This window comes from Parasphingomonas puruogangriensis, from assembly GCF_036663635.1.
In the GTDB taxonomy this organism is placed as follows: Bacteria; Pseudomonadota; Alphaproteobacteria; order Sphingomonadales; family Sphingomonadaceae; genus Sphingomonas.
Genome location: NZ_JAXOJI010000003.1, coordinates 464,900 through 489,277, shown reverse-complemented (window position 1 = coordinate 489,277; position 24,378 = coordinate 464,900). Strand labels below are relative to the sequence as shown.

The 24,378-nt window shown below is 65.1% G+C and carries 22 protein-coding genes; 14 read left to right on the top strand and 8 right to left on the bottom strand.

All coding sequences use genetic code 11. The features are described 5' to 3' along the window. Positions 1–60 precede the first annotated feature (60 nt). Complete coding sequence (locus U1739_RS11025; RefSeq protein ID WP_332707918.1) at positions 61–897, top strand: SDR family NAD(P)-dependent oxidoreductase; 837 nt, start codon at positions 61–63, stop codon at positions 895–897. Beyond that, on the top strand, positions 894–2,336 hold the full coding sequence (locus U1739_RS11020; protein WP_332707916.1) for an MFS transporter: 1,443 nt from the start codon (positions 894–896) through the stop codon (positions 2,334–2,336). The genes U1739_RS11025 and U1739_RS11020 overlap by 4 nt, the downstream gene beginning before the upstream one ends. A gap of 30 nt (positions 2,337–2,366) precedes the next feature. On the opposite strand, the gene U1739_RS11015 is transcribed toward U1739_RS11020, so the two are convergent. Then, complete coding sequence (locus U1739_RS11015) at positions 2,367–2,825, bottom strand: hypothetical protein (RefSeq protein ID WP_332707914.1); 459 nt, start codon at positions 2,823–2,825, stop codon at positions 2,367–2,369. Between the two features lie 222 nt (positions 2,826–3,047). Here U1739_RS11015 and U1739_RS11010 point away from each other — a divergent pair, with 222 nt between their 5' ends. From U1739_RS11010 to U1739_RS10975, 8 genes are all read left to right on the top strand, one after another. Then, positions 3,048–4,127, top strand: coding sequence for a YjgN family protein (locus U1739_RS11010; RefSeq protein WP_332707912.1), 1,080 nt, complete (start codon positions 3,048–3,050; stop codon positions 4,125–4,127). A gap of 3 nt (positions 4,128–4,130) precedes the next feature. Continuing rightward, positions 4,131–5,183, top strand: a complete 1,053-nt coding sequence (locus U1739_RS11005; protein ID WP_332707910.1) for a M48 family metallopeptidase — start codon at positions 4,131–4,133, stop codon at positions 5,181–5,183. A gap of 220 nt (positions 5,184–5,403) precedes the next feature. Beyond that, on the top strand, positions 5,404–6,132 hold the full coding sequence (locus tag U1739_RS11000) for an alpha/beta hydrolase (protein ID WP_332707908.1): 729 nt from the start codon (positions 5,404–5,406) through the stop codon (positions 6,130–6,132). Continuing rightward, positions 6,129–6,875 carry a tetratricopeptide repeat protein gene (locus U1739_RS10995; RefSeq protein WP_332707906.1) on the top strand — a complete coding sequence of 249 codons (747 nt, stop codon included), beginning with the start codon at positions 6,129–6,131 and terminating at the stop codon, positions 6,873–6,875. Before U1739_RS11000 ends, U1739_RS10995 begins: the two co-directional genes overlap by 4 nt. Before the next feature lie 228 nt (positions 6,876–7,103). Beyond that, positions 7,104–7,535, top strand: a complete 432-nt coding sequence (locus tag U1739_RS10990) for a VOC family protein (protein ID WP_332707977.1) — start codon at positions 7,104–7,106, stop codon at positions 7,533–7,535. Continuing rightward, on the top strand, positions 7,532–8,587 hold the full coding sequence (locus U1739_RS10985) for an NAD(P)H-dependent flavin oxidoreductase (RefSeq protein ID WP_443025539.1): 1,056 nt from the start codon (positions 7,532–7,534) through the stop codon (positions 8,585–8,587). Before U1739_RS10990 ends, U1739_RS10985 begins: the two co-directional genes overlap by 4 nt. Continuing rightward, a complete protein-coding gene (gloB, locus tag U1739_RS10980; protein ID WP_332707902.1) occupies positions 8,584–9,318 on the top strand; it encodes a hydroxyacylglutathione hydrolase in 735 nt (244 codons plus the stop codon). Before U1739_RS10985 ends, gloB begins: the two co-directional genes overlap by 4 nt. Before the next feature lie 23 nt (positions 9,319–9,341). Continuing rightward, positions 9,342–9,728 (top strand): DUF6491 family protein, encoded by a 387-nt coding sequence (locus U1739_RS10975; protein ID WP_332707900.1) that lies wholly within the window; start codon positions 9,342–9,344, stop codon positions 9,726–9,728. A 157-nt stretch (positions 9,729–9,885) separates the two neighbouring features. On the opposite strand, the gene U1739_RS10970 is transcribed toward U1739_RS10975, so the two are convergent. The 3 genes from U1739_RS10970 to murA all read right to left on the bottom strand — a co-directional run bounded on the left by U1739_RS10970 (position 9,886) and on the right by murA (position 15,570). Further along, positions 9,886–12,003 carry a S9 family peptidase gene (locus tag U1739_RS10970; protein WP_332707898.1) on the bottom strand — a complete coding sequence of 706 codons (2,118 nt, stop codon included), beginning with the start codon at positions 12,001–12,003 and terminating at the stop codon, positions 9,886–9,888. A 94-nt stretch (positions 12,004–12,097) separates the two neighbouring features. Continuing rightward, entirely contained in the window at positions 12,098–14,167 is a 2,070-nt protein-coding gene (locus U1739_RS10965; RefSeq protein ID WP_332707896.1) for a catalase, read from the bottom strand. Between the two features lie 119 nt (positions 14,168–14,286). Further along, the gene (murA, locus tag U1739_RS10960) at positions 14,287–15,570 is read right to left on the bottom strand and encodes a UDP-N-acetylglucosamine 1-carboxyvinyltransferase (protein WP_332707894.1); all 1,284 of its coding nucleotides are present in this window, start codon (positions 15,568–15,570) and stop codon (positions 14,287–14,289) included. Positions 15,571–15,698: 128 nt separating this feature from the next. On the opposite strand from murA, the gene U1739_RS10955 reads away from it, so the two are divergent. Continuing rightward, positions 15,699–16,433, top strand: coding sequence for a Crp/Fnr family transcriptional regulator (locus U1739_RS10955; RefSeq protein ID WP_332707892.1), 735 nt, complete (start codon positions 15,699–15,701; stop codon positions 16,431–16,433). Positions 16,434–16,474: 41 nt separating this feature from the next. On the opposite strand, the gene clpS is transcribed toward U1739_RS10955, so the two are convergent. The 3 genes from clpS to U1739_RS10940 all read right to left on the bottom strand — a co-directional run bounded on the left by clpS (position 16,475) and on the right by U1739_RS10940 (position 19,517). Next, on the bottom strand, positions 16,475–16,807 hold the full coding sequence (gene clpS, locus U1739_RS10950; protein WP_332707976.1) for an ATP-dependent Clp protease adapter ClpS: 333 nt from the start codon (positions 16,805–16,807) through the stop codon (positions 16,475–16,477). A gap of 146 nt (positions 16,808–16,953) precedes the next feature. Continuing rightward, positions 16,954–17,697, bottom strand: a complete 744-nt coding sequence (locus U1739_RS10945; protein WP_332707889.1) for a phasin family protein — start codon at positions 17,695–17,697, stop codon at positions 16,954–16,956. A 101-nt stretch (positions 17,698–17,798) separates the two neighbouring features. Beyond that, the gene (locus tag U1739_RS10940; RefSeq protein WP_332707887.1) at positions 17,799–19,517 is read right to left on the bottom strand and encodes a PHA/PHB synthase family protein; all 1,719 of its coding nucleotides are present in this window, start codon (positions 19,515–19,517) and stop codon (positions 17,799–17,801) included. A 249-nt stretch (positions 19,518–19,766) separates the two neighbouring features. Between U1739_RS10940 and U1739_RS10935 the strand changes: the two genes are divergently transcribed. From U1739_RS10935 to U1739_RS10925, 3 genes are all read left to right on the top strand, one after another. Further along, entirely contained in the window at positions 19,767–20,972 is a 1,206-nt protein-coding gene (locus U1739_RS10935) for an LL-diaminopimelate aminotransferase (RefSeq protein ID WP_332707885.1), read from the top strand. Between the two features lie 19 nt (positions 20,973–20,991). Next, positions 20,992–21,453: a RidA family protein gene (locus tag U1739_RS10930; RefSeq protein ID WP_332707883.1), complete on the top strand. Its 462-nt coding sequence runs from the start codon at positions 20,992–20,994 to the stop codon at positions 21,451–21,453. A gap of 137 nt (positions 21,454–21,590) precedes the next feature. After that, positions 21,591–22,727 (top strand): GNAT family N-acetyltransferase, encoded by a 1,137-nt coding sequence (locus U1739_RS10925; protein ID WP_332707881.1) that lies wholly within the window; start codon positions 21,591–21,593, stop codon positions 22,725–22,727. A 3-nt stretch (positions 22,728–22,730) separates the two neighbouring features. Here the strand turns inward: U1739_RS10925 and U1739_RS10920 are convergent, their stop codons facing one another. Beyond that, positions 22,731–24,377 (bottom strand): hypothetical protein, encoded by a 1,647-nt coding sequence (locus U1739_RS10920; RefSeq protein ID WP_332707879.1) that lies wholly within the window; start codon positions 24,375–24,377, stop codon positions 22,731–22,733. Between the last annotated feature and the right edge of the window lies 1 nt (position 24,378).

Sequence of the window (24,378 nt, the reverse complement as noted above, 5' to 3'; positions counted from 1 at the left end):
GTTGACGGCTTCAAACCCCATACTATGCTAAGCAAAACACATCCCCCAGGAGAATCCGAGATGCGCTTCCAAGGCAAACGCGCCGTCGTTACCGGCGGCGCCTCCGGCATCGGCAAGGCCACCGCGCTGCGCCTGGTCAGCGAAGGCGCCGAAGTGTGGATCGGCGATATCGACGAAGCCGGCGCGCGCGACATGGCCGAAACCTCCAACGGCCGAATCCATTTCCTGCGCACCGACGTGACCCAGGCCGCTGACATCGAAGCGCTGATGACTGCTGCCGACGCGCATGTCGTGTTCAACAATGCCGGCGCGGGTGGCTCGCGCAGCCCGATCCACGAGATCAGCCCCGAAGATTGGGACCTGACGCAAAGCCTGTTGCTACGCTCGGTCGCGCTCGGCATCCGTTATGCCGCGCCGCTGATGATCGCCCGCCGGGAAAAAGAGGGCGGCTCAGGCGGCGCGATCGTCAATACCGCGTCGATCGCCGCGCTGCAGACCGGCGCCGCGCCCACTGCCTATTCGGCCGCCAAGGCCGGCGTGCTGCACCTGACGACGATGGCGGCGGCCGACCTGGCGCGCTTCGACATCCGCGTCAACGCGGTCTGCCCCGGCTTCATCACCACCAACATCTTCACCTCGGCGCTCGGCATTGCGGGCGACAAACGGGCGCAAGCCAATGGCGCGATCCGACATATCGCGGCCACGGCGCAACCACTGCAACGCGCCGGCCGCGCGGAGGACATTGCCGCCGCCGTCGCCTATCTCGCGAGCGACGATGCGAGCTTCGTTACCGGCACGCACATTACCGTCGACGGCGGCATCACCATCGGCCCGCGCCACAGCTGGGACGCCAATAGCCCGTCCTTATTCACCGCGCTGGAAGCGTTCGCAACGTGACCATTGCTCCCGTCGGGGCCGCCCCGGCGCAACGCCGCCTCGCGCCCCGCACGATGCTCAGCTACGGTTTCGGAGCGATCGCGTACGGCGTGAAGGATAACGGCTTCGGCACGTTCCTGTTGCTGTTCTACAATCAGGTGCTCGGTCTCCCCGCCGCCATCGTCGGCCTGGTCATCATGGTGGCGCTGGTCGCCGATGCGATCGTCGACATCTCGATCGGTTTCCTGTCCGATCGCACACGCAGCCGTTGGGGTCGGCGCCATCCCTGGATGTACGGCTCGGCCGTGCCGATCGCGGTCGGCTGGCTGCTGATCTGGAATCCGCCCGCACTCTCCCAACCGCTGACCTTGTTATGGCTGTTCGTCACCGCCGTCCTCGTGCGCAGTGCTGTCTCCGCCTATGAGGTGCCGAGCCAAGCGCTCACCGCCGAACTCACCTCGGATTATGACGAGCGGACGCGGATCACTGCCTATCGCTATCTGTTCGGTTGGGCCGGCGGGCTCGCCATGCTGCTCGCCGCCTATACGATCTTCCTGCCGACCGACGCCGCGCACCCCAGGGGCCTGCTCGAGCGCTCGGGCTATATGCAAATGGCCTGGGTCGCCGCCTTGGTCATGCTGCTCGCTATCCTGACCTCCGCGATCGGCACGCACCCGGAGATCAAGCGCCTGCCCACATCACCCACCAACGGCACGCTCGGGGCCAGCCTAAGCGAGCTTGGCGCTACCGTGCGCAATCGCGGCTTCCTGATGCTGATGGGCGCGGGGCTGATGGTCTATACCAATCAGGGGATCAGCTTCGCACTATCCAACTATCTCTACACCTATGTCTGGCAGTTCGGGAAACTGGCCTTCGTGCTGCTGATCTTCTCGCTCATGGCCGGCGCTACGCTCGCCTTCGTGATGGCGCCGCGGATCGGCCGGCGGCTCGGCAAGCCGCGCGCGGCGGCGATCGCGATGGTCGGCGCAGTGCTGCTGCTCACCCTGCCATACTGGCTCCGGCTGGCCGGCTGGTTTCCGGCCCCGGGCGATCCGCGCATGTTGCCGTTGCTGCTGTCGATCTTCGTGCTCAACACCGCGTGCAGCGTGTCCTCGATGATCCTCGGCGCGTCGATGATGGCCGATGTGGTGGAGGATTCGGAAGCGCGCACCGGGCGTCGCTCGGAAGGCGTGTTCTTCGCTGGCGGCTTCTTCATCCAGAAATGCACCAGCGGCTTCGGCATCGCACTGGCCGGGCTGATCCTGGCGCTCGCCCATTTCCCTGCCGCGGCGCGCCCCGGCCAGGTGCCCGTGGCGGCGGTCGATCGGCTGACGATCATATTCATCTTGGTCTATACAGTGCTCGGCCTGACCGGCGCGTTGCTCTACAGCCGCTTCCCGTTCGGCCGCACCGAGCACAATGCGCGGTTGGCCGGGCTGGCGGCGCCAAGCTTGCCATAGGAAGGGCGCAAAAGGCCGAAAGTCTGCCCGTCAGTTCGCCGTCAGCCGCACGAACGCGCTCGCCACCCAGCCACTTTGGCACGGCCCATCATAATCTCGCGCCGACGCCACCGGCGTGGTGACGCCGCAATCCGTGTCCGGCGCCGCCGCCGGCGGGATCACCACGCTCTGCCACCGCTGGTCGATCGAGCGCGAACAGGCGAACAGCCGCGTTTCGTCGGGCAGGCGCAGCACTTCCGCTGCCTCCTGGAACGGCGCCTGACGTACCGACAAATACGGCTGTTCGGCGCTGCCGACATTCACCACCCGGGCAGTATAGGCGCAGGCTTGGAACCCCGGCCCACCTTCCCCGATGCGCACCGCACGCACGCCGGGGCGCATCGGCTCTGCCGGCTGTTCAGTGGCGGTAGCGGCGACATCGTTACCCATCCCCTTGTCGCTCGAACAGGCGACGAGAAGCAGGCACAGCGCCGGAAGCAGGAATTTCATAACGGCAATACTAGGCCGCGCGGGGAGGCTTGGCGAGCGGATACGATCGGCTGCGCGCGCGCCGCTCCCCCCTCATCCTTGCCGGGGGCGACGGCGACCTGAAGTGCCCATCGCCAAATTCCCGGATCAGTTCAAACGGATAGCGCGCATCTCGAATGATGACGGCTCTTGACCCGCGCCCCGCCATCCGCTCCACCTGCCGCAACCGGGGGGTATTCAGACGTGAACGACGAATCAGAGAAGAGCGCATTCGCGTTCCATGGCGACTGGCGCGAATTCGCGCCGATCGCCTTCACCAACCTGCTGCTGACGATCGTCACGCTCGGCCTCTATTCGTTCTGGGCCAAGACGCGCGTGCGCCGCTATCTGTGGAGCCGCACGCGCTTCATCGACGATCGGCTCGAATGGACCGGCACCGGGCTCGAACTGTTCATCGGCTATCTGCTCGCGATCCTGCTCTTCTTCCTGCCGTTCGGCGCCTATCAGCTGGTGCTGCAGGGCGTGCTGCTGCGCGGCCATGCCGGCATCGCCGCGTTGATGATCGCGCCGATCTATTTTCTCGCTTTGTATCTCGTCGGCATCGCGATCTTCCGCGCGCTGCGCTACCGGCTCAGCCGCACCTTCTGGCATGGCATCCGCGGCGGCAGCGACGATCAGGGGCTCGGCTTCGGCTGGCAATATCTGTGGCGTACGATCGTCGGCACGATCACGCTCGGCCTGCTCATCCCCTGGTCGATGACCAGCCTGTGGAACCGGCGCTGGAACGCGATGAGCTTCGGCCCGATGCGATTCGAGTCGGCGGCCAGCGCCGCCCCGCTGATGAAGCGTTACCTGCTTTTCTATCTCGTGCCGATCGGGCTGGTGGTGCTGGGGGTGGTAGGCGGCATGATGATCGGCGCGACCGGCATCGGGGCAGGCGGCGGCGTGCCGACCCCATCCGGACTGGCGCTCGTCGGCATTTTGTTCGTCCTGATATTCTACGGGCTGCTGGGCGTCATCGCCTTGTTCTTCTACTCGGCCTATTTCCGCGAAGTGGTCGGCCATCTGCAGCTCGGCGGGCTTGAATTCGCCTTCACCGCGCGAACGATGGATTGGGTCAAGTTCGTGCTCGGCACGGTCGGGCTGGTGATCGTCACCTTCGGCGTCGGCTATATCTTCGTCGCCTATCGCAACTGGGCGTTCTTCATCCGCCATCTCGAAGCCTATGGCAGCGTCGATCTGGTCGACCTGACGCAATCGACCACGCGCAAGCCGGGCCAGGGCGAAGGCTTGCTCGACGCGTTCGACGTCGGCGCGTTCTAAGCCGTGACCTATCCGGTGTGGCATTATGACGGCATCACCGCGGTGCGACACACCGCGGATCTGCGCATCGAGGCCGATCGTTTCCGCTTGTCGGACGCGGCCGAAAGCCATGCGCTGGCCGAGCTCGAACCACGCGATACGGTGGGGCACGACATCGTGTTCGGCCTGGCCGACCGCCCCGGCTGGCGCATCGGCTTCAGTGGCGGCATTCCCGACGACCTCGCTGCGTTGCTGCCCAAGCAATATCGCTACGGACGGCTGATCGATCGCTTCGGCTTATGGCCTTCGCTGGCGGCATTCGCCGTGCTGGCAGCGATCGTCGTGGCGGTGTTCCTGCGCACGCCCGCCATGGTCGCCCGCGCCGTGCCGCAATCGGTCGAGCGACAACTGGGCGATCTGATGGTCGGCGATCTCGGCGGCCGCACGTGCGACGGCGGCGACGGCCCAGCCGCGCTCGCGGCCCTGGTCCAGCGTATCGACGCCGGCGATGCGGCGATCGACGTGCGCGTCGTCAACCTGCCGATCATCAATGCGGTGACCTTGCCGGGCGGCCGCATCGTCATCTTTGACGGCCTGCTCCGCGCGGCCAAATCGCCCGACGAACTGGCCGGCGTGCTGGGCCACGAGATTGGCCATGTGAAGAATCGCGACGTGATGGAATCGTTGCTCCGCCAACTCGGCCTCAGCGTCATCCTCGGTGGACTCGACGGCAATGTCGGGGGCTACACCAACGCGCTGCTCGCCTCGTCTTACTCGCGCAGCGCCGAATCGCGCGCCGACGACTTCGCGATTGCGATGCTGCGCGACGCCGCCGTCTCGCCCGTGGCGACCGCCGATTTCTTCCGCCGCCTTGGCGCCAAGCAAGGCAAAGATGGCAGCGTGACGCGCGCGCTCGCCTATCTCGCCAGCCATCCGGTCTCCAGCGGCCGCGCCAAGGCGTTCGCCGCCTCGGCCAAGGGCACCTACCGGCCTGCGCTGACGCCGGAGCAATGGCGCGCGCTGCGCTCGATCTGCCCCGCCGACCAGGATGTCGAAAAACCGCGCTTCCGCTTCTAGATCCACCGGAGCCGTCGTTGCCCAATCCTCCCCCGCCAGGGGGAGGTGGCACGCGCAGCGTGACGGAGGGGGAGGTAAGCGACGCACGCTGTTTGACAAGACGCCGCTTACCGCCCCCTCCGACACCGTCGGCGCCACCCCCCCCTAGCGGGGGAGGAGTCTTTGAACGCCGGTACGTCCTAGGGCTGTAAACTATCCGCGCGATTGCTAAGTCCCGGCGATGACCGACACGTCCCCCGCCCGCCCCGCGCTTGCTTACCATAAGACCGAGGGGACCGGCCCGACGGTCATCTTCCTGCCCGGCTATGCCAGCGACATGACTGGCACCAAGGCGCTCGCGCTGGAGGCTTGGGCCAAGGCCGCCGGTCGCGCATTCCTGCGGTTCGATTATGGCGGCTGTGGACAGAGCGAGGGCAATTTCGAGGAACAGACGCTGGCCGGCTGGCGCGACGATGTCGTGACGATGCTCGAACATCTCGCAGGCGGGCCTGCCGTTTTGGTCGGCTCGTCGCTGGGCGGCTGGCTCATGCTGCTCGTCGCGCGCGACCGGCCCGATCTGGTCGCCGGGCTGGTCGGCGTCGCGCCGGCGCCCGACTTCACCGATTGGGGTTTCACCACGGACGAGAAGCTCGCGATCCTGTCGGCCGGTCGCCTGGAACGCGCGTCGCCCTACGGCCCCGAGCCGACGCTCTATACCAACGCCTTCTGGGCGTCGGGCGAGGCGAACCGAGTGATGTTCGGCCATATCGCGGTGGATGGCCCGGTGCGGTTGGTGCAGGGGCAACTCGACAAGGAAGTGCCGTGGACGCGCACCGCGCGGCTTGCCGAACTGCTTCGTTCAGCGGACGTGCAGACGATATTGGTCAAGGACGGCGATCACCGCCTGTCGCGCGATGCCGATATCGCGATCATCGTCCGGGCGGTCGAGGATGTGATAGCCCGCTTATGATCCTGCCTTTGTTGCTCCTTGCCGCGGCCCAAGCCGGCCCGCCCGCCCCCGCGCTGCAGGAGCGCTTCGACCGCTGCGTCACTCTCGCCACCAGCAATCCGCATGCCGCCGCGGAAGAGGCCGGATGGTGGCGTCTGGCCGGTGGCGGCGTGCTGGCGCGACAGTGCCTCGGCATGGCCTATGCCAATGACGGCAAATGGGCCGCCGCCGCGGGCGAATTCGAAGCCGCCGCGCGCGCCGCCGAACTGGCCAAGGACCAGCGGGCGGCCTTGTATTGGGCGCAGGGCGGCAATGCCTGGCTGGCGGCCAAGGACGCGCCCAAGGCCCGCGCCGCGCTGGATGCCGCGCTTGCCGCGGGCACGCTGACCGGGCTGGATCGTGGCGAGGCGATGCTCGATCGCGCCCGTGCGCAGGTCGCCGCGGGCGATCTCGTCGGGGCGCGATCCGATATCGATCCCGCACTGGTCGATGCCGCGGCCGATCCACTCGCCTGGCTGCTATCCGCCACGCTGGCGCGCAAGATGGATGATTTGCCGCGCGCGCGGAAGGATATCGGCGAAGCGTTGCGACGCTCGGGCGATGACGCCTCGGTGCAGCTCGAGGCAGGCAATATCGCCGCCGCGGCGGGTGACGAAGCCGGCGCCAAGGGGGCATGGGTAAGGGCGGTGACGCTGTCGCCCGCCAGCGAAGCCGGCAAGCACGCCCAGGCCGCGCTGGCGCAGTTCGAGACGGTCAGACCATAACCATTGTCACCCGGATGCCCTGCTCCCCCCCCCTGGAAGGGAGGGGTTGTGGGTGGGTTGCTATCGTGGGAACGCTGCGACTGCCCCATACCGACCCACCCCCGCCTCCTTCCTTCCAGGGAGGGGAGAAGACTAAGTCCAGGGTAATCGAACACTGGCGAGCCGCCCATTGCCGCCCTATCTTGCAGGCACCATCTGCAGGAGCGTGCCTTGATCTATCTCCACACCATGATCCGCGTCACCGATCCCGATGCGACGATCCGCTTCTTCGAATTGCTGGGACTCAAGGAAGTCCGCCGCTTGGAAAGCCAGCAAGGCCGCTTCACCTTGATCTTCCTCGCCACGCCGGAAGACATGAACGGACCCGGCGAACGCGCCCGCGCCGAGGTCGAACTGACCTACAATTGGCCGCCCGAGAATGGCCAGCCCGAGGTATACACTGGCGGCCGCAACTTCGGCCATCTCGCTTACCGCGTCGAAAATATCTACGAGACGTGCCAGCGCCTGATGGATGCCGGCGTGACCATCAACCGCCCGCCGCGCGACGGCCACATGGCGTTCGTCCGCACCCCCGATAATATCTCGATTGAACTGCTGCAGGATGGCGTGCTCGAGCCGGCCGAGCCGTGGAAATCGATGCCGAACACGGGCGAATGGTGAGCCCGGCCATCGGCGCGTTCCTGGCACTGACCGGCGCGCGCGTGCCGGTCGTCCAGGCGCCGATGGCAGGATTTGGCGGCCGCGACTTGGCAATTGCGTCGATCGGGGCCGGCGGCGTCGGCTCGCTTGCCTGTGCGATGGTCGACGCGGCGACCGTGATTGGCGAAGCGAGCGCGATCCGCGCCGCGGCGAACGGCCCGCTTAACCTCAACTTCTTTTGCCACACGCTTGGCCCCCAGCCCGACGACAGCGCCTGGCGACGGGCGTTGGCGCCCTTCTATGCCACGGAAGGCGTTGAGCCTCCCGCCGCCGCAGCGTCGCCGGTGCGCCGTCCGTTCGATGCAACGATGGCCGCGGCGGTCGAAACGGTGCTCCCCAAGATCGTCAGTTTCCATTTCGGCCTGCCGGACGACGCATTGCTGGCCCGCGTGAAGGCGACCGGCGCTTTGGTGTTCGGCAACGCTACCAACGTCGACGAAGCGCAGGCGCTGGCCGCGCGCGGCTGCGATGCAATCATCGCGCAGGGGTGCGAGGCGGGCGGCCATGCCGGCTATTTCCTCGCCGGGCATCAACCGATCGGACTCGCCGCCCTGGTCCCGGCGATCGTTGACGCAGTCACCGTGCCGGTGATCGCCGCCGGTGGTATCGCCGATGAGCGCACCATCGCCGCGGCGATCGCGCTCGGCGCCGGCGCGGTGCAGGTCGGCACCGCCTATCTGCAATCCCCCGAGGCGCTGACCGGCGCGGTGCACCGCGCCCGACTGGCCGAGGCGACGGCGGACGACAGCGTGTTCACCACCTTGTTCTCCGGCCGGCGCGCACGCGGCCTGCGCAACCGCCTGACCGACGCGCTGGGGCCGACCAACGACGCCGCCCCGCCCTTCCCCTATGCCGGCGCAGCGCTCGGATCGCTCCGTGCCAAGGCCGAGGCCGATGGGCGCGGCGACTATTCCCCGCTGTGGTCCGGGCAAGGCGTCGCGCTGGCCCGCGCCGAACCGGCCGCCACCCTCACCGCGCGGCTCGGTGCCGCTGCCCTTCGGAGCCTGCCATGACTGACCTCGAGATCGTCCGCATTCCCGCGCTGAGCGACAATTACATCTGGCTGGTCCACGATGCCGCGTCCGGCGAGACAATGGTCGTCGATCCCTCCGAGGCCGCACCGGTGCTGGCCGAGGCGGACGCGCGCGGCTGGACGATCGGGCAGATATGGAACACGCACTGGCACCCCGATCACACCGCCGGTAATGCCGAAATTAAGGCCGCCCACGGTGCGATCGTCAGCGCTCCCGCGGCGGAGGCCGAGCGCATCCCGACGCTGGATGTCGCGCTCGCCGAAGGCGATACGGTGATGCTTGGCCGGCACGTCGCCACCGTGCTGGAAACGCCCGGCCACACTGCCGGTCATATCACCTTCACGCTGCCCGACGATGGCATCCTGTTCCCGGGCGACACCTTGTTCGCGATGGGCTGCGGTCGGCTGTTCGAAGGCGATGCGGCACAGATGTTCGCCAACATGCAGCGCTTCGCCACGCTGCCGGCGGAGACGATCGTCTACTGCGCGCACGAATATACCCAGAGCAACGGCCGCTACGCGCTCACCGCCGAGCCCGGCAATGTGGCGATCGCTGCGCGCATGGCCACGGTCGATGCCGCGCGCGCCCATGGCGAAGCGACCGTGCCGACGACGATCGGCGCCGAACTGGCGACCAATCCGTTCCTGCGCGCGACGTCGGTCGACCAATTGGCGGCGAGGCGGGCGGCCAAGGATGCGTTCCGCGGCTAGGTGTCTCGAATAGGAGAATGATGATGCGCGCGCTGATCCTGCTCTCGTTGCTCGCTGGCTGCACTTCGCTGCCAGCCGACACGTCCCGCGCCGATCGAGCACTGGCCGAGGCGCTTGCAGGTCGCAACGCCGGCGCACCGCAGCGTTGCGTCGACCGTTCGACCGTCAGCGGGCCACAGATCGTCGACGACCATAGGCTGATCTACATCCAGTCCAGCCGCCGTATCTGGGTCAACACGCTGGCCAGTGCGTGCCCGTCGCTGCGCACCGATTCGGTGCTGGTCGTCCGGGCCTTCGGCACACAGATGTGCGAGAACGACCAGTTCCAGCCACGCCAGCCGCAGGACATCGTCCCCGGCCCGATCTGCCGCTTCGGGCCCTTCACGCCGTACGACAAGCCCAAGCGGTAGAAGTTTACCCCCTCCAAACCAAGCGCTTCCCCGGCGCAGGCCGGGGTCCAGTAGCGGCCCCTCAGTGATCGAGCGCTGCACGCGGTTATGACTACCTTCGCGACTGGGCCCCGGCCTTCGCCGGGGAAGCGCTAATGGTAGGTAGGTTAGCGACGCATCACTTCGTGGCCACACCCAGCTCGGTCATCATGAACGCGGTATATTCCGCCGCATCCTTGTAACGCTGGAAGCGGCCCGACTTGCCGCCATGCCCGGCCTCCATGTTGGTGCGGAACACCAGGGGATTGCGATCCGTCTTGGTCGCGCGCAGCTTGGCCACCCATTTCGCCGGTTCGTAATATTGCACTTGGCTGTCCCACAGGCCGGTGCCGACGAACAATGCCGGATACGCTTGCGCCGTCACATTATCGTACGGCGAATAGGTCGCCATATAATCATAGGCCGGCTTGTTCGCCGGATTGCCCCATTCGTCATATTCGTTGGTCGTCAGCGGAATGCTGGCATCGAGCATTGTCGTCAGCACGTCGACGAACGGTACCTGCGCGATGATCACCTTGTAATCGCCCGGCGCCTGGTTGGCGATGCCACCCATCAGCAGCCCGCCGGCGCTGCCGCCCATCGCCGCGACGCGATCCTTGGCCGCATACTTATTGGCCACCAGCCAGCGCGTGACGTCGACGAAATCGTTGAAGCTGTTCTGCTTCTTCATCAGATGTCCGTCGTCATACCAGGCGCGGCCCAGCTCCTGCCCGCCGCGAATATGCGCCAGCGCATAGACCATGCCGCGATCGAGCATGCTGACGGTCTGGATCGAAAAGGCCGGATCCATCGACGCGCCGTAGCTGCCATAGCCATATTGCAGCATCGCCGCCTTGCCGCCGCGCCTGAACCCCTTCTTATAGACCAGGCTGACCGGCACTTTCACGCCATCGCGCGCCGGGACCCACACGCGTTCGGTAACGTACTGCGTGGCATCGTAACCTGGCACCGGCTGCACCTTCAGCGTGCGACGTTCGCCCGTGGACGTATTCACTTCATAGGTCGTGGTCGGCGTGGTCAGCGAACCATAGGTGTAGCGCAGCCACGGCGTCGCCGGCTCCTCGTTGACCGACAGGTTCATCGCATAGGCCGGCTCGTCCGACTGGACGAAGCTGCTCTTGCCGGTCGTCGTCAGCGTACGCAGCCGCTTGTTGCCGCCGGACCGCTCCTCGATCGCCAGGAAACCGTCGAACGGCTTGAAACCCTCAATAAACACGTCCGACTTGACCGGCACGAGATCGCGCCACGCCGTGCGCTGGCCGGTTACCTGCGCGTCCTTGACCGTCATCAACCGATAGTTCGGCGCATCCCAGTTGGTTCGGATGATCCAGCGGCCGCCCAAGTGATCGGCATCGTACAGCACGTCGCGCGCGCGCGGCGCGACGATGGTGAAATTGGTCGGCGCGGCCGCCGGGGCGCAGCGCGTTTCCGCGCTCACCGTGCTCTGCACGCCGATGCAGATGAACTTGTCGTCCGACGTTTGCCCCAGCCCCATGTAGAAGCTGTCGTCCTTCTCCTCGTAGATCAGCTTGTCCGCGGTCGCCGGCGTGCCCAGCACGTGCGCCTTGACGCGCTTGCTGAGCAAGGTGACCGGATCCTTTTCGACATAGAAGATCGTCTTATTGTCGTCGGCCCACACCGCGCCAGGCTCGACGTTCGGTACCGTCTCGGTCATCACCACGCCGGTCGCGATATCCTTGATTTTGAGAATGTACTGGCGGCGGCCGATCGTGTCCTCGGCCCAGGCGAGCAGCTTGTTGTCGGGGCTGACCGCGGTATCGCCGACCGAGAAGAAGCCCTTGCCGGCGGCCAGCTTGGGCTGGTCGAGCAGCACTTGTTCGGGCGCGTCCATATTGCCCTTGCGCCACGCGGTGACGGGATAATCCGCGCCGGTTTCGAACCGCGTATAATAGACATAGCCGTTATCCAGATACGGCACCGAGCTGTCGTCCTGCTTGATGCGGCCGACAACCTCTTTGTAAATCTCGGCCTGGAGCGGTTTGGTGGGAGCGAGCACCGCATCGGCATAGGCGTTCTCGGCCTGCAGATTGGCCAGCATCTCGGGATTTTTGCGGGTGTCGTCGCGCAACCAATAATAGTCGTCGGTGCGCTGAGTACCGAATGGGGCTTTCACGACAAACGGCTTCTTGGCCGCGACCGGCGGCTTGGGCGCGGTCTGCGCGCCAACCGGAACGGCGATGGCAGCGACGAGACCAAGCGCGACGATATGCTTCATGGTGTTCCCCCAAAGGATAGTGGGAGAAGCTAGCGCGCCGACGAGCCAAGCGAAAGCCCATGATCGCACGGCTGCGATCATGGGCTACGATGCTTTAGGCCAGCGTGCGCAGGTTCGGCTCGCGGGCGTAGAAGCGTTTCTTGGCCGCCTCGATGAAGTCGTCGCCGATCCCGGTGACGCCCTCATCATCCTCGACCCCGGCCTTGTCGAGCAGGGGCTGCGCGGCATCGGTCGCGCCGATCGCCTTGAGATGGCCGAATGCGTTCATCACGAAATCGACTGCTGCCGCCTCCTTGAGCAACGCCGCACAGCCTTGCTCGGACAACAGGATCGCCACGGCGTCGAACAGCTGCGACGGCGATCCGGCCAGTTGCCCGTCCGCTTTGAACTTGTCGCCGTCGGACAGGGTAGCGCCGCCGACCTTGGGGGCGACGATCACCGCCTTGGCCTCGGCCGCCTCGATCGCCTCGATCAACGCGTCGAGTTCGTCGGCATCGGTGCCGTCGGCGATGAGGATGCCGATCGCGCGGCCTTTCAGCGTGTCCTTCATGTTCTTGTGGATCGACAGCGCGTCGGACGGCGCCATGTCGACCGGCTCCTTCGCTGCGACGGCCTTTGGCGGCAGATCAATGCCAAGCCCGTCGGCAACCCGCTGCGCGAGATCCTCGTCGACGTTGCGCAGGTTGGCTAGCATGCGCGGCGGCACCTGATCGAGCAGCCCTACCTTGGACAGTTCGAACACGAACGACGACGCAATGTGCGACTGCTCGTTTTGAGTCTGCGACCGATAGAACAACCGTGCCTGGCTGTAATGATCGGCAAAGGTCCCGGCGCGGACGCGCAGCTTGTCGCCTTGCTCGTCCGGCCCAGTTGCCGCGTTGGTGGTGACGAAGCCGGACGTGCTTTCGCGCGGGCCACCCTCCTCGCCGTGCTCGGCCAGGCTGTTGGGTTCGTAATTGGCGCGACCCTTGGGCACCATCGTCTGCATCAGGCCGTCGCGCTGAAAGTTGCCGAACGGGCAGCGCGGCGTATTGATCGGGATCTGGTGGAAATTGGTCGTGCCGAGCCGCGACTTCTGCGTGTCGAGATAGGAAAATAAGCGGCCCTGCAGCAGCGGATCGTTGGAGAAATCGATGCCGGGGACGATATTGGTCGGCAGGAAAGCCACCTGCTCGGTCTCGGCAAAGAAGTTGTCGACGTTACGGTTCAGCACCATGCGCCCGATGATGCGCACCGGTACATCCTCTTCCGGGATCAGCTTGGTCGCGTCGAGCACGTCGTACGGCTGCGCCTCGGCAAAGGCCTGATCGAACACCTGGATGCCGAGCTCCCATTCCGGGAACGCACCGGTATCGATCGCTTCGAACAGATCGCGACGGTGATAATCGTTATCCGCCGCCTGCAACTTGAGCGCTTCGTCCCAAATGGTCGATTGCAGCCCGAGCTTGGGCTTCCAGTGGAATTTGACGAAGCTCGATTTGCCCTCGGCATTGACCAGCCGGAAAGTGTGAACCCCAAAACCTTCCATGGTGCGGAACGACCGCGGGAGCGTGCGATCGGACATGGCCCACATCAGCATATGCGTCGTCTCGGGCATCAGCGACGCCCAGTCCCAGAAAGTGTCGTGCGCGCTGCCGGCTTGGGGATAGCCGCGATCGGCCTCCATTTTCACGGCATGGACGAGATCGGGGAATTTGATCGCATCCTGGATGAAGAATACCGGAATATTGTTGCCGACCAGATCCCAATTGCCTTCGCGAGTGTACATCTTGACGGCAAAGCCGCGCACGTCGCGTGGCGTATCGACCGAGCCGGCGCCGCCGGCGACCGTCGAGAAGCGCACGAACACTTCGGTCTTCTCGCCCTTGGTGAACACAGCGGCCTTGGTGAGATCGGAAATATCGTCCGTCGCCTCGAAAAAGCCGTGCGCGCCCGAGCCGCGAGCATGGACGATGCGCTCCGGAATACGCTCGTGATCGAAGTGAAAGATCTTTTCGCGCAGCACGAAATCTTCGAGCAGCGTCGGCCCACGCGCGCCGGATTTCAGACTGTTCTGATTGTCGGAGATCGGCACGCCATGATTGGTCGTCAGCACCGGGGTGTCGCCGCCAGCCTGCTGATGCGTTTCACCGCCATTGCCGGGATTGCGGGGGGTATCGCTCATAGGAGATCCTTCGAGTGGAGGCATTCAGCACACCAACGGTCAGGATCGCCAGAGGGTCCGGCAGGCGGCAAGATCAGCGCGTCTTGTGCGCGCTTTATCATCCGAGGTAAGCCGTTAGGTCACCCGTCCCCAGCGCGCTCGATATCCGCGCCGACCGCGCTCAATTTTTCCTCCAGCCGCTCGTAGCCGCGATCAAGGTGATACACCCGCCCGACTTCGGTCTGCCCGTCCGCCACCAGCCCGGCGATGATCAGGCTCATCGAGGCGCGCAGATCGGTCGCCATCACCGGCGCGCCGGTCAGTCCGGCGACCCCGCGTACGATCGCCGTGCGCCCGCTGACCTGGATATCCGCGCCCATCCGTGCCAGTTCCGGCACGTGCATGTAGCGATTTTCGAAAATCGTTTCGGTTAGGACGCTGGCGCCGTTCGCGAGGGTCAACATCGCCATGAACTGCGCCTGCATGTCGGTGGCGAACCCTGGGAAGGGGGCGGTGGAGAGCGTTAGCGGCCCGAGCCGATCCGGCGCATCGACGAACAGGCTGCCGCCGCGTTCCTCGACCTTTACGCCGGATTCGACCAATGCCACCACCGTCGCACGCATATTATCCATGCCGACGCCGACCAATTCGACCGACCCGCCGGTGATCGCCGCGGCGCAGGCATAGCTGCCCGCCTCGATCCGGTCCGGCATCACGCGGTAGGTCGCGCCGTGCAGCCGATCGGTGCCTTCGATGGTCAGCGTCTCGGTCCCGATGCCGTCGATCTTTGCGCCCATCGCCACCAGGCAGTTGCACAGATCGACGATTTCCGGCTCGCGCGCGGCATTCTCGATCACCGACGTGCCCTTGGCGAGCACCGCCGCCATCACGACATTCTCGGTCGCGCCGACCGATACGATCGGGAAGGTATAGTTGCCGCCCGCCAGCCGCCCGCCAGGAGCGCTGGCCTTAACGTAGCCCGCTGCCAGCTCGATTTCCGCGCCGATCGCTTCCAGCGCTTTCAGATGCAGGTCGATCGGCCGGTTGCCGATCGCGCAGCCGCCCGGCAGCGACACCGTCGCCTCGCCGGCGCGGCCGACCAACGGCCCGAGCACCAGGATCGATGCGCGCATCTTGCGGACGATGTCGTACGGCGCTTCGGTCGAGGTGAGCTTGCCGGCACGGATCGTCATCACGCGCCCGAAATCTTCCGGCCGGCTGCCCTCGATCTGGGTCGACGCACCAAGCTGGTTGAGCAGATGCCCGAAACTATCGACATCGGCGAGCCGTGGCAGATTGCGCAAGGTCAGCGGTTCGTCGGTCAATAACGCGCATGGCATCAAGGTAAGCGCGGCGTTCTTGGCACCGGAAATGGGTAGGCGACCGGCAAGGCGATTGCCGCCGCGAATGAGAATTCTGTCCATGCCGGGAGCTTTATCGTCAGAACCGCCCCATGCAAGCTTGGTGCACATCGACGGTCGTGATTGATCGACTTTAATGCAACCATTTCCGTGCGATGCTCTGGGTGTGGGCTACCGGGGGGAAGTGCTGCGTGCCAGTCAGTTGTTTTGCGGAGCGCTTAAGCGGGTTTATCGCGCTAACGCCGGGGGAACGCGCCGCGTTGGACCGGCTGGAGGAGCGCGAGCGCGTGCTGCGGCGCGGCGCCACGCTGGTGCGCGAAAAGGATCATGGCAGCGAGATGTTCGTGCTGCGTCGCGGGACCATGATGAGTTCGGTGTTGCTCGACGACGGCAGCCGGCAAATCTTACGATTCATGTTTCCCGGCGAGCTGCTTGCCGGCTCCACCCTGGTGTATCGCGAGGCGACGGAAACGCTGACGGCGCTGACCGATTGTACGGTCAGCCCGTTCGAGCGGACCTTGCTCGCCAAGGTGATCGAGGAGCATCCCCGCCTGGCCGCGGTCATCATGGTCTATAGCCAGATCGAGCGCGCCGCGCTGACCGACCGTCTCGCCGCGCTGGGCCGCACCTCGGCCAAGGCGCGGGTCGCCGCGATCCTGATCGACATGCGCAACCGCCAGCGCATGTCCAACCCCGGACTGGGCAGCAGTTTCGTGCTCGGCCTGACGCAGGAAGAGATTGGCGATGCCACCGGGCTGACCGCGGTGCACGTCAACCGCATGCTGCGCCAGTTGGAGGAAGAGGATCTGATCGCGCGCGAAGCGGGACGGATGATCTTCAAGGATGAGCGCGCGCTGTCGCGCGCGGCCAACTATATCAATCGCTATGCCGGGCTGGACCTGGGCTGGCTGCCGCCGGCGCGCTGATCGGCTTTTACACCGCCCCTCCGGGGGCGGCCCAAGTCAAATCACGCTTTTTCCAGCGTACATTGCAGCGGATGCTGATGCTGCCGCGCGAATTCCGTCACTTGCGCGACCTTGGTTTCGGCCACTTCGTAGCTGAACGTGCCGCAGATGCCGACGCCCTTCTGATGGACATGCAACATCACCCGCGTCGCCGCCTCCATGTCCATGCGAAAGAAGCGCTGCAACACCAGCACGACGAATTCCATCGGGGTGTAATCATCGTTGAGCAGCAAGACGCGGTATGGCGTCGGTTGCTTGGTCTTCGCGCGCGTGCGCGTGGCGACGCCAAGGCCGGTGCCATCTTCATTGCCGTCGCCATCGCGGCGCTCGGCCATGGCCGTGGGGGTGTGCTGATCGATCATGTGTCCGTAAAATATGGCATTCCGGGGCGTTAGGGCAAGGGGCGTGTTGGGCAATAGAAATGAAAAGGGCGGCACCCTGCGGCGCCGCCCTCTTCCGTCGAAGATACCCGAATCACCGCTTATGCGGCGACCTTGACCTTCTCGACGGCAACCGCGACCCGGTTCTGGATCGGCTGGGCGACTTCGCCGGCCAGCTTGAGCACCGTTTCGGTATTCTTAGAGGTCTGAGCGACCAGCGAATCGAACGACGCGCGGAAATAATCGCTCTGCAGCTTGAAGAAATCGGTCGGCGACTTGACGCTCGACAGGCTCTTCAGCGCGGCAGTCGCGCTTTCGAACTGGCGACGGCCATAATCGGCGCTATCCTGGCCGAATGCTTCGACGCCCTTGGCGGCGATTTTGCCGCTTTCGACCATCGCTTCGATATTGCCCTTGCCGAATTCATTGATCTCGGCGAGCGCCTGCGTGCTCTTGGCATTGGCGTCGGTGAACAGGGTCTTGGCCCGCTCGGCGGCGTTCTTGATCGTGGCTTCCATGATGTTGGCTTCCTTGGCTGCGACGGTTTTCGCTCTGGCCGTAGCTGAGACGATCGCCGGCTTGATGGTTTCGATGACAGACGTGACGGCGGTCTTCGCGGCTGCCTTGTTCTTGGCCGGCGGCGTTGCCGCACCGGCAGTTGCGACCCGGGCGGGCTTAGCCGCCTTGGCCTTCACCCGCGCGACCACCGGCTTGGCGGTCTTGGGGGCCGGTTTGACCTCAGCCTTGGCCGGTGCAGCAACCGGCGCCGCGGCGGGCGTTTCCGCCTGAGCGATGGGTTCTTCTGTCGGCGTCGTGCTGGCCATCATGGCCTCCTTACGGTTCATTGCTGCACTGCAATATAAATATCCGGAAGGTCGGGCGCAAGAGGAATTTTGCTGCAGTGCAGCATGCCTAAATAATGTTGATTTTCAATGGCATATTTCAGTCAACGCGCCCGGACGTAATTCCCCGGCGCGTCCGTGATCGCGGCCAATGCGCCCTGCCCTGGGACACGGCTGGCAAGGGCCGGCACCGTCGTCGCGTCCTGCTGCCGCAACCAGTCGATCCAGTCCGGCCACCAACTGCCCTTGGTCTCCACGGCCCCCGCGACGAAGTCGGCCAGCGTCTCGACCGGTTCGCTATTCAGCCAATATTGGTATTTCTGCTGCGAGGGTGGGTTGACCACCCCGGCGATATGGCCGGACCCTGCAAGCACGAACTTGATCGGCCCGGTGAAATGCCGCGTCATCTGCCACACGCTCTCGACCGGGGCGATATGGTCCTCCTTGCCGGCCTGGATATAGGCCGGCGTGGCGACCTTGGTGAGATCGATCGGCGTGCCCCCCACCGAGAGCGCGTTCGGCGTGGCGAGCAGATTGTCGCGATACAGATCGGTGAGATACGACAAGTGCCACTTCGCCGGCAGGTTGGTGGTGTCGCCGTTCCAGTGCAGCAGATCGAACGGCACATAATCCTGCCCGAGCAGGTAATTGTTGGTGACGTAATTCCAGATCAGATCGCGGCCGCGCAGCAGGTTGAAGGTCAACGCCATATAGCGCCCGTCGAGGAAACCGTCGGGGGAGAGTTTGTCGATCGACGCTAGTTGCTCGTCGTCGATGAAATTGAGCAATTCGCCGGCATTCGAAAAATCGACCTGGGCGGTGAAGAAGGTCGCGCTCTTAACCTTTTCCGCCTCGCCTTTCGCCGCCAACACGGCGAGCGTCGCTGCCAGCGTGGTGCCGGCGACGCAGTAGCCGATGGTATGCACCGCCGGCACGTCGAGTGCCGCGCGGATCACATCGACCGCCTCGATCTGCGCAGCGACATAATCGTCCCATTCGATATGGGCGAGGCTGGCATCGGCGGATTTCCACGACACCATGAACACGGTGACGCCCTGCTCCACCGCCCAGCGGATGAAGCTTTTTTCGGGTGTTAGATCGAGGATGTAGAAACGGTTGATCCAGGGTGGGAAGATCACCAGCGGGACGGCAAGCACCTTCTTGGTGGTCGGCGTGTACTGGATCAGTTCGTAGAGCGGGGTGCGGTGAACGACCTTGCCCGGCGTCATCGCCAGGTTGCGCCCGACCTCGAACGCGTCCGGATCGGTATGCGTCAATTGCCCCTTGGCGATGTCGGCTAGCATGTTCTGCAGGCCCTTGAGCAGATTCTCGCCACCGGTTTCGATCGTCTTTTCCAGCACCACCGGATTGGTGGCGGGAAAATTGCTCGGGCTCATCGCTTCGAGGAAGCCGCGCGCGGCAAAGCGCATGCGCTCCTTCTGTTTGGCGTTCACCCCATCGAGTGCGTCGATGCCCTGCAGCATGTGATCGGAGATCAGGAAATAGCTCTGCCGGATCCAGTCGAATACCGGATTGTCCCAGGCAGGATCCTTGAACCGCTTGTCGCGGCTACGGTCGGGCGTTGCCTCGACCGGGGCGGTCCTGGCGGGATCGAGGAAGCGCTGCCATAATGTGAGACTGTCGCTCCAGAAGCTCTGCGCGCGGGCCAGCGTGGCGGGATCGGTGAGTCCCGGGATCGTCGGCAAGGCGCTCGCGGCCGGCGCGAGTCCCTGCTCCAGCACCATCTGCTGCGCCCGGCCGAGCACCCAGGTCCAGTGCTGCATGTCCTCGAGGCTGGGGAGCGTTGGGGTGGGCTTGGCCATTGTTGATCCTCTCGCGGCTACCCTAGCCCTTCCCGTCATTCCCGGGGAAGTCCCCAATCCTACCGTCACCCCTGCGCAGGCAGGGGCCCATCGCTCTCTCCTCGACGGATCATCGTTTGAGGAAAACAGCGATAGGCCCCTGCCTGCGCAGGGGTGACGAAGGGTTTGCGCAACGATCACGCTTTCGCGGGGATGACGAGAGGGTGTGGGATGACGTAAGGAATAGGCTCCTCAAACCGGAAACGCCCCATGTCCGAAGAATTCTACCGCATGAAACGCCTGCCCCCCTACGTGATCGCCGAAGTGAATGCGATGCGGGCGGCGGCGCGCGCGGGCGGGGAGGACATTATCGATCTTGGCATGGGCAATCCCGATCTGCCGCCGCCGCCACACGTGATCGAGAAACTGATCGAGGTCGCGCGCAAGCCCGATGCGCATGGCTATTCGCAATCGAAGGGCATTCCCGGGCTGCGCAAGGCGCAGGCCAATTATTACGGCCGCCGCTTCGGCGTCGAGATCGATCCCGAAACCGAGGTCGTCGTGACGATGGGATCGAAGGAAGGGCTGGCCAGCCTCGCCACGGCGATCACCGCGCCGGGCGACGTCGTGCTCGCGCCCAACCCGAGCTATCCGATCCACACGTTCGGCTTCATCATCGCCGGCGCCACGATCCGCGCCGTGCCGACCACGCCCGACGAGCATTATTTCGAATCGCTCGAGCGCGCGATGGCCTTCACCGTGCCGCGCCCGTCCATCCTGGTGGTGAACTATCCGTCCAACCCGACGGCCGAAACGGTCGACCTCGCCTTTTACGAGCGGCTGGTCGCCTGGGCGAAGGAGAACAAGGTCTGGATCATCTCCGACCTCGCTTATTCCGAGCTGTATTTCGACGGCAATCCCACCGTCTCGATCCTGCAGGTGAAAGGCGCGAAGGACATCGCGGTCGAGTTTACCTCGCTCAGCAAGACCTATTCGATGGCCGGGTGGCGGATCGGCTTCGCGGTCGGCAACAAGACGCTGATCGCCGCGATGAGCCGGGTTAAATCCTATCTCGACTACGGCGCGTTTACGCCGATCCAGGCCGCAGCCTGCGCCGCGCTGAACGGCCCGCAGGACATCGTCGAGACCAACCGCTTACTCTATCACAAGCGCCGCGACGTGCTGGTCGAGAGCTTCGGGCGTGCTGGGTGGGACATTCCCTCCCCGCGTGCGAGCATGTTCGCCTGGGCGCCCTTGCCGCCGGCGCTGGCGCATCTTGGCAGCCTCGAATTCTCCAAGCAGATGCTGCTTCATGCCAAGGTCGCGGTGGCGCCGGGCGTCGGCTACGGCGAGAATGGCGAGGGCTTCGTGCGCATCGCCATGGTCGAGAACGAGCAACGGCTGCGCCAGGCCGCGCGCAACGTGCGCAAATATCTGCAGAGCATGGGCGTCAACACGCCCGCCCGCTCCGCCTGACCTTTAGAGAAAGACGATCATGACCGAACGCGTTGATACCAAGCTGGCCGAACTGGGCCTGACCTTGCCGCAGGCCGCAGCGCCGATCGCCTCTTATGTGCCCGCGGTGGAAGCTGGCGGGTTGTTGCACGTTTCCGGGCAGCTGCCGTTCAAGGATGGGGCGGTGATGACCGGACGGTTGGGCGAGGACCGCGATCTCGCCTTCGGCCAGGAAGCGGCGCAGGCCTGCGCGCTGATGGTCGTCGCGCAGGTCAAGGCCGCGTTGGGCGACCTGTCGCGGGTCAAGCGGATCGTGAAACTCGGCGTGTTCATCAATTCCGCCGCCGATTTTACCGATCAGCCCAAGGTGGCGAACGGGGCGAGCGACCTGATGGTCGCGCTGTTCGGCGATGCCGGGAAGCATGCACGAGCGGCAGTCGGCGTACCGGCGCTGCCGCTCGGCGCGGCGGTGGAAATCGACGCGATCGTCGAGATTAGCTAATACTGCTGCTCTCCCGCGAACGCGGGAGCCCAGGGCCACCTGACACGGCGTTCGTGGCTCTGGGCCCCTGCTTTCGCAGGGGAACAACGTGTTGCAACACCTTGGCCTTAGTCCCTCGCCATCCTACCTGTACCTCAATGACCGCCGTCACCGCCCGAATCGCCGACGGCGTTGCTGCCATCCCCGCCGCCGCGTGGGACGCCTGCGCCGGCGCGGACAATCCCTTCCTCAGCCACGCCTTTCTCTCGATCGTCGAACAATCGGGCAGCGCCACCCCGCGCACCGGCTGGCAGCCAATCCCGATCGTCGTCGATGGCGCGGATGGCCAGCCCGCGGCGATCGCGCCGGCCTATGTCAAGAGCCACAGCCAGGGCGAATATGTCTTCGATCATGGCTGGGCCGATGCCTGGGAGCGCGCCGGCGGGCGTTACTACCCCAAGCTGCAGATCGCCGCGCCGTTCACGCCGGTGCCCGGCCCGCGCCTGCTGTTGCGCGATCCGGCGATGGCCGCGCCGCTGATCGCCGCGATCGAAGCCGTGACCGACCAGCACGGTTTGTCCTCCGCCCACGCCACCTTCATCGCGCCCGATCAGGTACCGTTGTTCGAGGCGGCTGGATGGCTGATCCGCGCCGGCACGCAATTCCACTGGCACAATGATGGCTATGCCAGCTTCGACGATTTCCTCGCTGCCTTGGCCAGCCGCAAGCGCAAGGCGATCCGCAAGGAACGCGCCGCCGCGATCAAGGGGCTGACGGTTCGCCACATTAGCGGCGCCGACATTACGGAAGCGGAGTGGGACGCGTTCTGGATATTCTACCAGGACACGGGCAGCCGCAAATGGGGCAAACCCTATCTCACCCGCGCCTTCTTCTCGCTGCTCGGCGCGACCATGGCCGATCGCGTGCTGCTGATCATGGCCGAGCGCGACGGCGTGCCGATCGCCGGCGCGCTCAACCTGATTGGCGCGGATACGCTGTACGGCCGTTATTGGGGCTGTACCGAGGACGTGCCCTTCCTCCATTTCGAACTATGCTACTATCAGGCGATCGACGCCGCGATCGCGCGCGGCCTGACCACGGTCGAGGCCGGCGCGCAGGGCGAACACAAGCTCGCCCGCGGCTATGCCCCCGTCACCACCTGGTCGGCGCATTATATTCCGGACCGGAACTTCCGCCGCGCGATCGCCGATTTCCTCGAGCGGGAGCGGGAGTCCGTCGCGTCCGACCAGGAATATCTGGCCGAGTTGACGCCGTTCAAAAAGGCCGCGGGCTAGGCGTCAGAATGGCGAGCGCCAGATGATCCGCGGATGGACCTCGGCATCGCTGACGAACACGCCGGGCTTGCTGTGATCGACCTGGTACAGCACGCTGGTGCCGTCGCGCCACACTTCGATCAGCCCCTGGTTGAACTTCGGATCATAAGCCGGCGGCGAGACCAACCAGACATAGTCGAACGCATTGCGCGGGAACCGCGCCAGCGCCCGGTTGATCGGACGCCACCATTCGCGCGGACATTGGATGCTGGTGACGATCTGCGACGGATCATGCGCGAAGCGGCCAGCGGGGAGATATTTCACGGTCAGCAATTGCGCGCCAGCCATTGACCATTGATCGTTGGAATAAGCCAACCGCCGCTCCAGCGCGAGCGCGGGAAAGTGTTCGAGCCGGGTCATCAGCCACTGGTTGCCGCACCGCTCCCCGACAAAGGTGAGCAAGCGCGCGCCGATCGGCACATGCTCCAGCGCTTTCAGTTCGCGATCATATTTGGCGTCGAACATCCAATAGCTAACCGTCGTCGCGCCGATCCGGACGACGAAGAAGGCGCAGCCCAAAGCGGCCAGCAGCATCACGCTGCGCGCCGATGCGTCGATGCGCGGGCGCAATGCGATCAGCGCCACCGCCAACATGAACGGCGCCAGCCGCATATCGGCATAGGCCGAACCGAACACGATGCGCGGCAACAGGATGAATACCGCGAGCAGGAACAAGGCCGACAGGCCGAGATTGCGCGAATAGCCGATATTGGGATCGCGAAACCCCTTGAACAGGATCAGGTACAGCACCGCCGTCGCGGCAAGGTCGAAGCCCTGCCAGCGATCCTTGAGCACCATGGTCAGCCAGCCCATTTTCGCACGCCAGTTGAACCAATCGCCGGTCTGGCCGGTGACGTGATCGCCTGAGCGCCAGACGATCATCAGCACCATCGGCAACGCAAGCGGCACGCAGTGCAACCCGGCCTTGGTCCAGGCGGCGAGCCAATGGCCGCGGCGCAAGCGATCCCATAATGACGTGGTGACGCCGCGCCGTTCGGTCAGCAGATCATGCTGCCGGATCATCTCGGCGGAAAAGGCGAGCACGCCGAGCACGCCCCAGCCGAACGTGTGGCACAGCCACACCAGGCAGGAGAGCGGCACGAAGACGATCGCCCTCAATCGCAGCCTGCCCAGCCGCGCCAGGCGCAGCCACAGGGCGAAAGCGTTGAGCGCCAGCGCCATCGACAGCGCGAAATTGACGAAGCCGAACTGGAACGGAAAACTATATGCCAGCGGCAGCGCGAACAGGGCGGTCGCCGGGATGCGACCATGGACTTCGCGCGCAATCCACAACAGGCCGAGCACGGTCAGCGCCGGAATGGCGATGACGATCAGCTTGACCGCCAGTTCCAGCCCGAACACCGGTGCCAGCGGCACGATCAACAGATCGACGCCGAGATTGCCGATCAGCGACCAGTTGAAATCATACCAGTCGCGCAGCCACCGGACCTGATCGATCTCGAGCTGGACACGGAAGCGGCCCATATGGCCAGGCAGGTCGACCAACGGGGGAATGTCGGGCTTGAGCAGCGGAATGATCGAGACGAACACCATCAACGCCACGAACCAGCGTGTCTGCCACCAGTACAGCCGTTCGATTTGCCCCTGCATC

Coding starts and splice junctions, on each gene's coding strand:
- U1739_RS11025 (WP_332707918.1), top strand. CDS start 61: ATGCGCTTCCAAGGCAAACGCGCCGTCGTTACCGGCGGCGCCTCCGGC.
- U1739_RS11015 (WP_332707914.1), bottom strand. CDS start 2,825: ATGAAATTCCTGCTTCCGGCGCTGTGCCTGCTTCTCGTCGCCTGTTCG.
- U1739_RS11000 (WP_332707908.1), top strand. CDS start 5,404: ATGACCGACACGTCCCCCGCCCGCCCCGCGCTTGCTTACCATAAGACC.
- U1739_RS10995 (WP_332707906.1), top strand. CDS start 6,129: ATGATCCTGCCTTTGTTGCTCCTTGCCGCGGCCCAAGCCGGCCCGCCC.
- U1739_RS10990 (WP_332707977.1), top strand. CDS start 7,104: ATGATCCGCGTCACCGATCCCGATGCGACGATCCGCTTCTTCGAATTG.
- gloB (WP_332707902.1), top strand. CDS start 8,584: ATGACTGACCTCGAGATCGTCCGCATTCCCGCGCTGAGCGACAATTAC.
- U1739_RS10975 (WP_332707900.1), top strand. CDS start 9,342: ATGCGCGCGCTGATCCTGCTCTCGTTGCTCGCTGGCTGCACTTCGCTG.
- U1739_RS10970 (WP_332707898.1), bottom strand. CDS start 12,003: ATGAAGCATATCGTCGCGCTTGGTCTCGTCGCTGCCATCGCCGTTCCG.
- U1739_RS10965 (WP_332707896.1), bottom strand. CDS start 14,167: ATGAGCGATACCCCCCGCAATCCCGGCAATGGCGGTGAAACGCATCAG.
- murA (WP_332707894.1), bottom strand. CDS start 15,570: ATGGACAGAATTCTCATTCGCGGCGGCAATCGCCTTGCCGGTCGCCTA.
- clpS (WP_332707976.1), bottom strand. CDS start 16,807: ATGGCCGAGCGCCGCGATGGCGACGGCAATGAAGATGGCACCGGCCTT.
- U1739_RS10945 (WP_332707889.1), bottom strand. CDS start 17,697: ATGAACCGTAAGGAGGCCATGATGGCCAGCACGACGCCGACAGAAGAA.
- U1739_RS10940 (WP_332707887.1), bottom strand. CDS start 19,517: ATGGCCAAGCCCACCCCAACGCTCCCCAGCCTCGAGGACATGCAGCAC.
- U1739_RS10935 (WP_332707885.1), top strand. CDS start 19,767: ATGTCCGAAGAATTCTACCGCATGAAACGCCTGCCCCCCTACGTGATC.
- U1739_RS10930 (WP_332707883.1), top strand. CDS start 20,992: ATGACCGAACGCGTTGATACCAAGCTGGCCGAACTGGGCCTGACCTTG.
- U1739_RS10925 (WP_332707881.1), top strand. CDS start 21,591: ATGACCGCCGTCACCGCCCGAATCGCCGACGGCGTTGCTGCCATCCCC.
- U1739_RS10920 (WP_332707879.1), bottom strand. CDS start 24,377: ATGCAGGGGCAAATCGAACGGCTGTACTGGTGGCAGACACGCTGGTTC.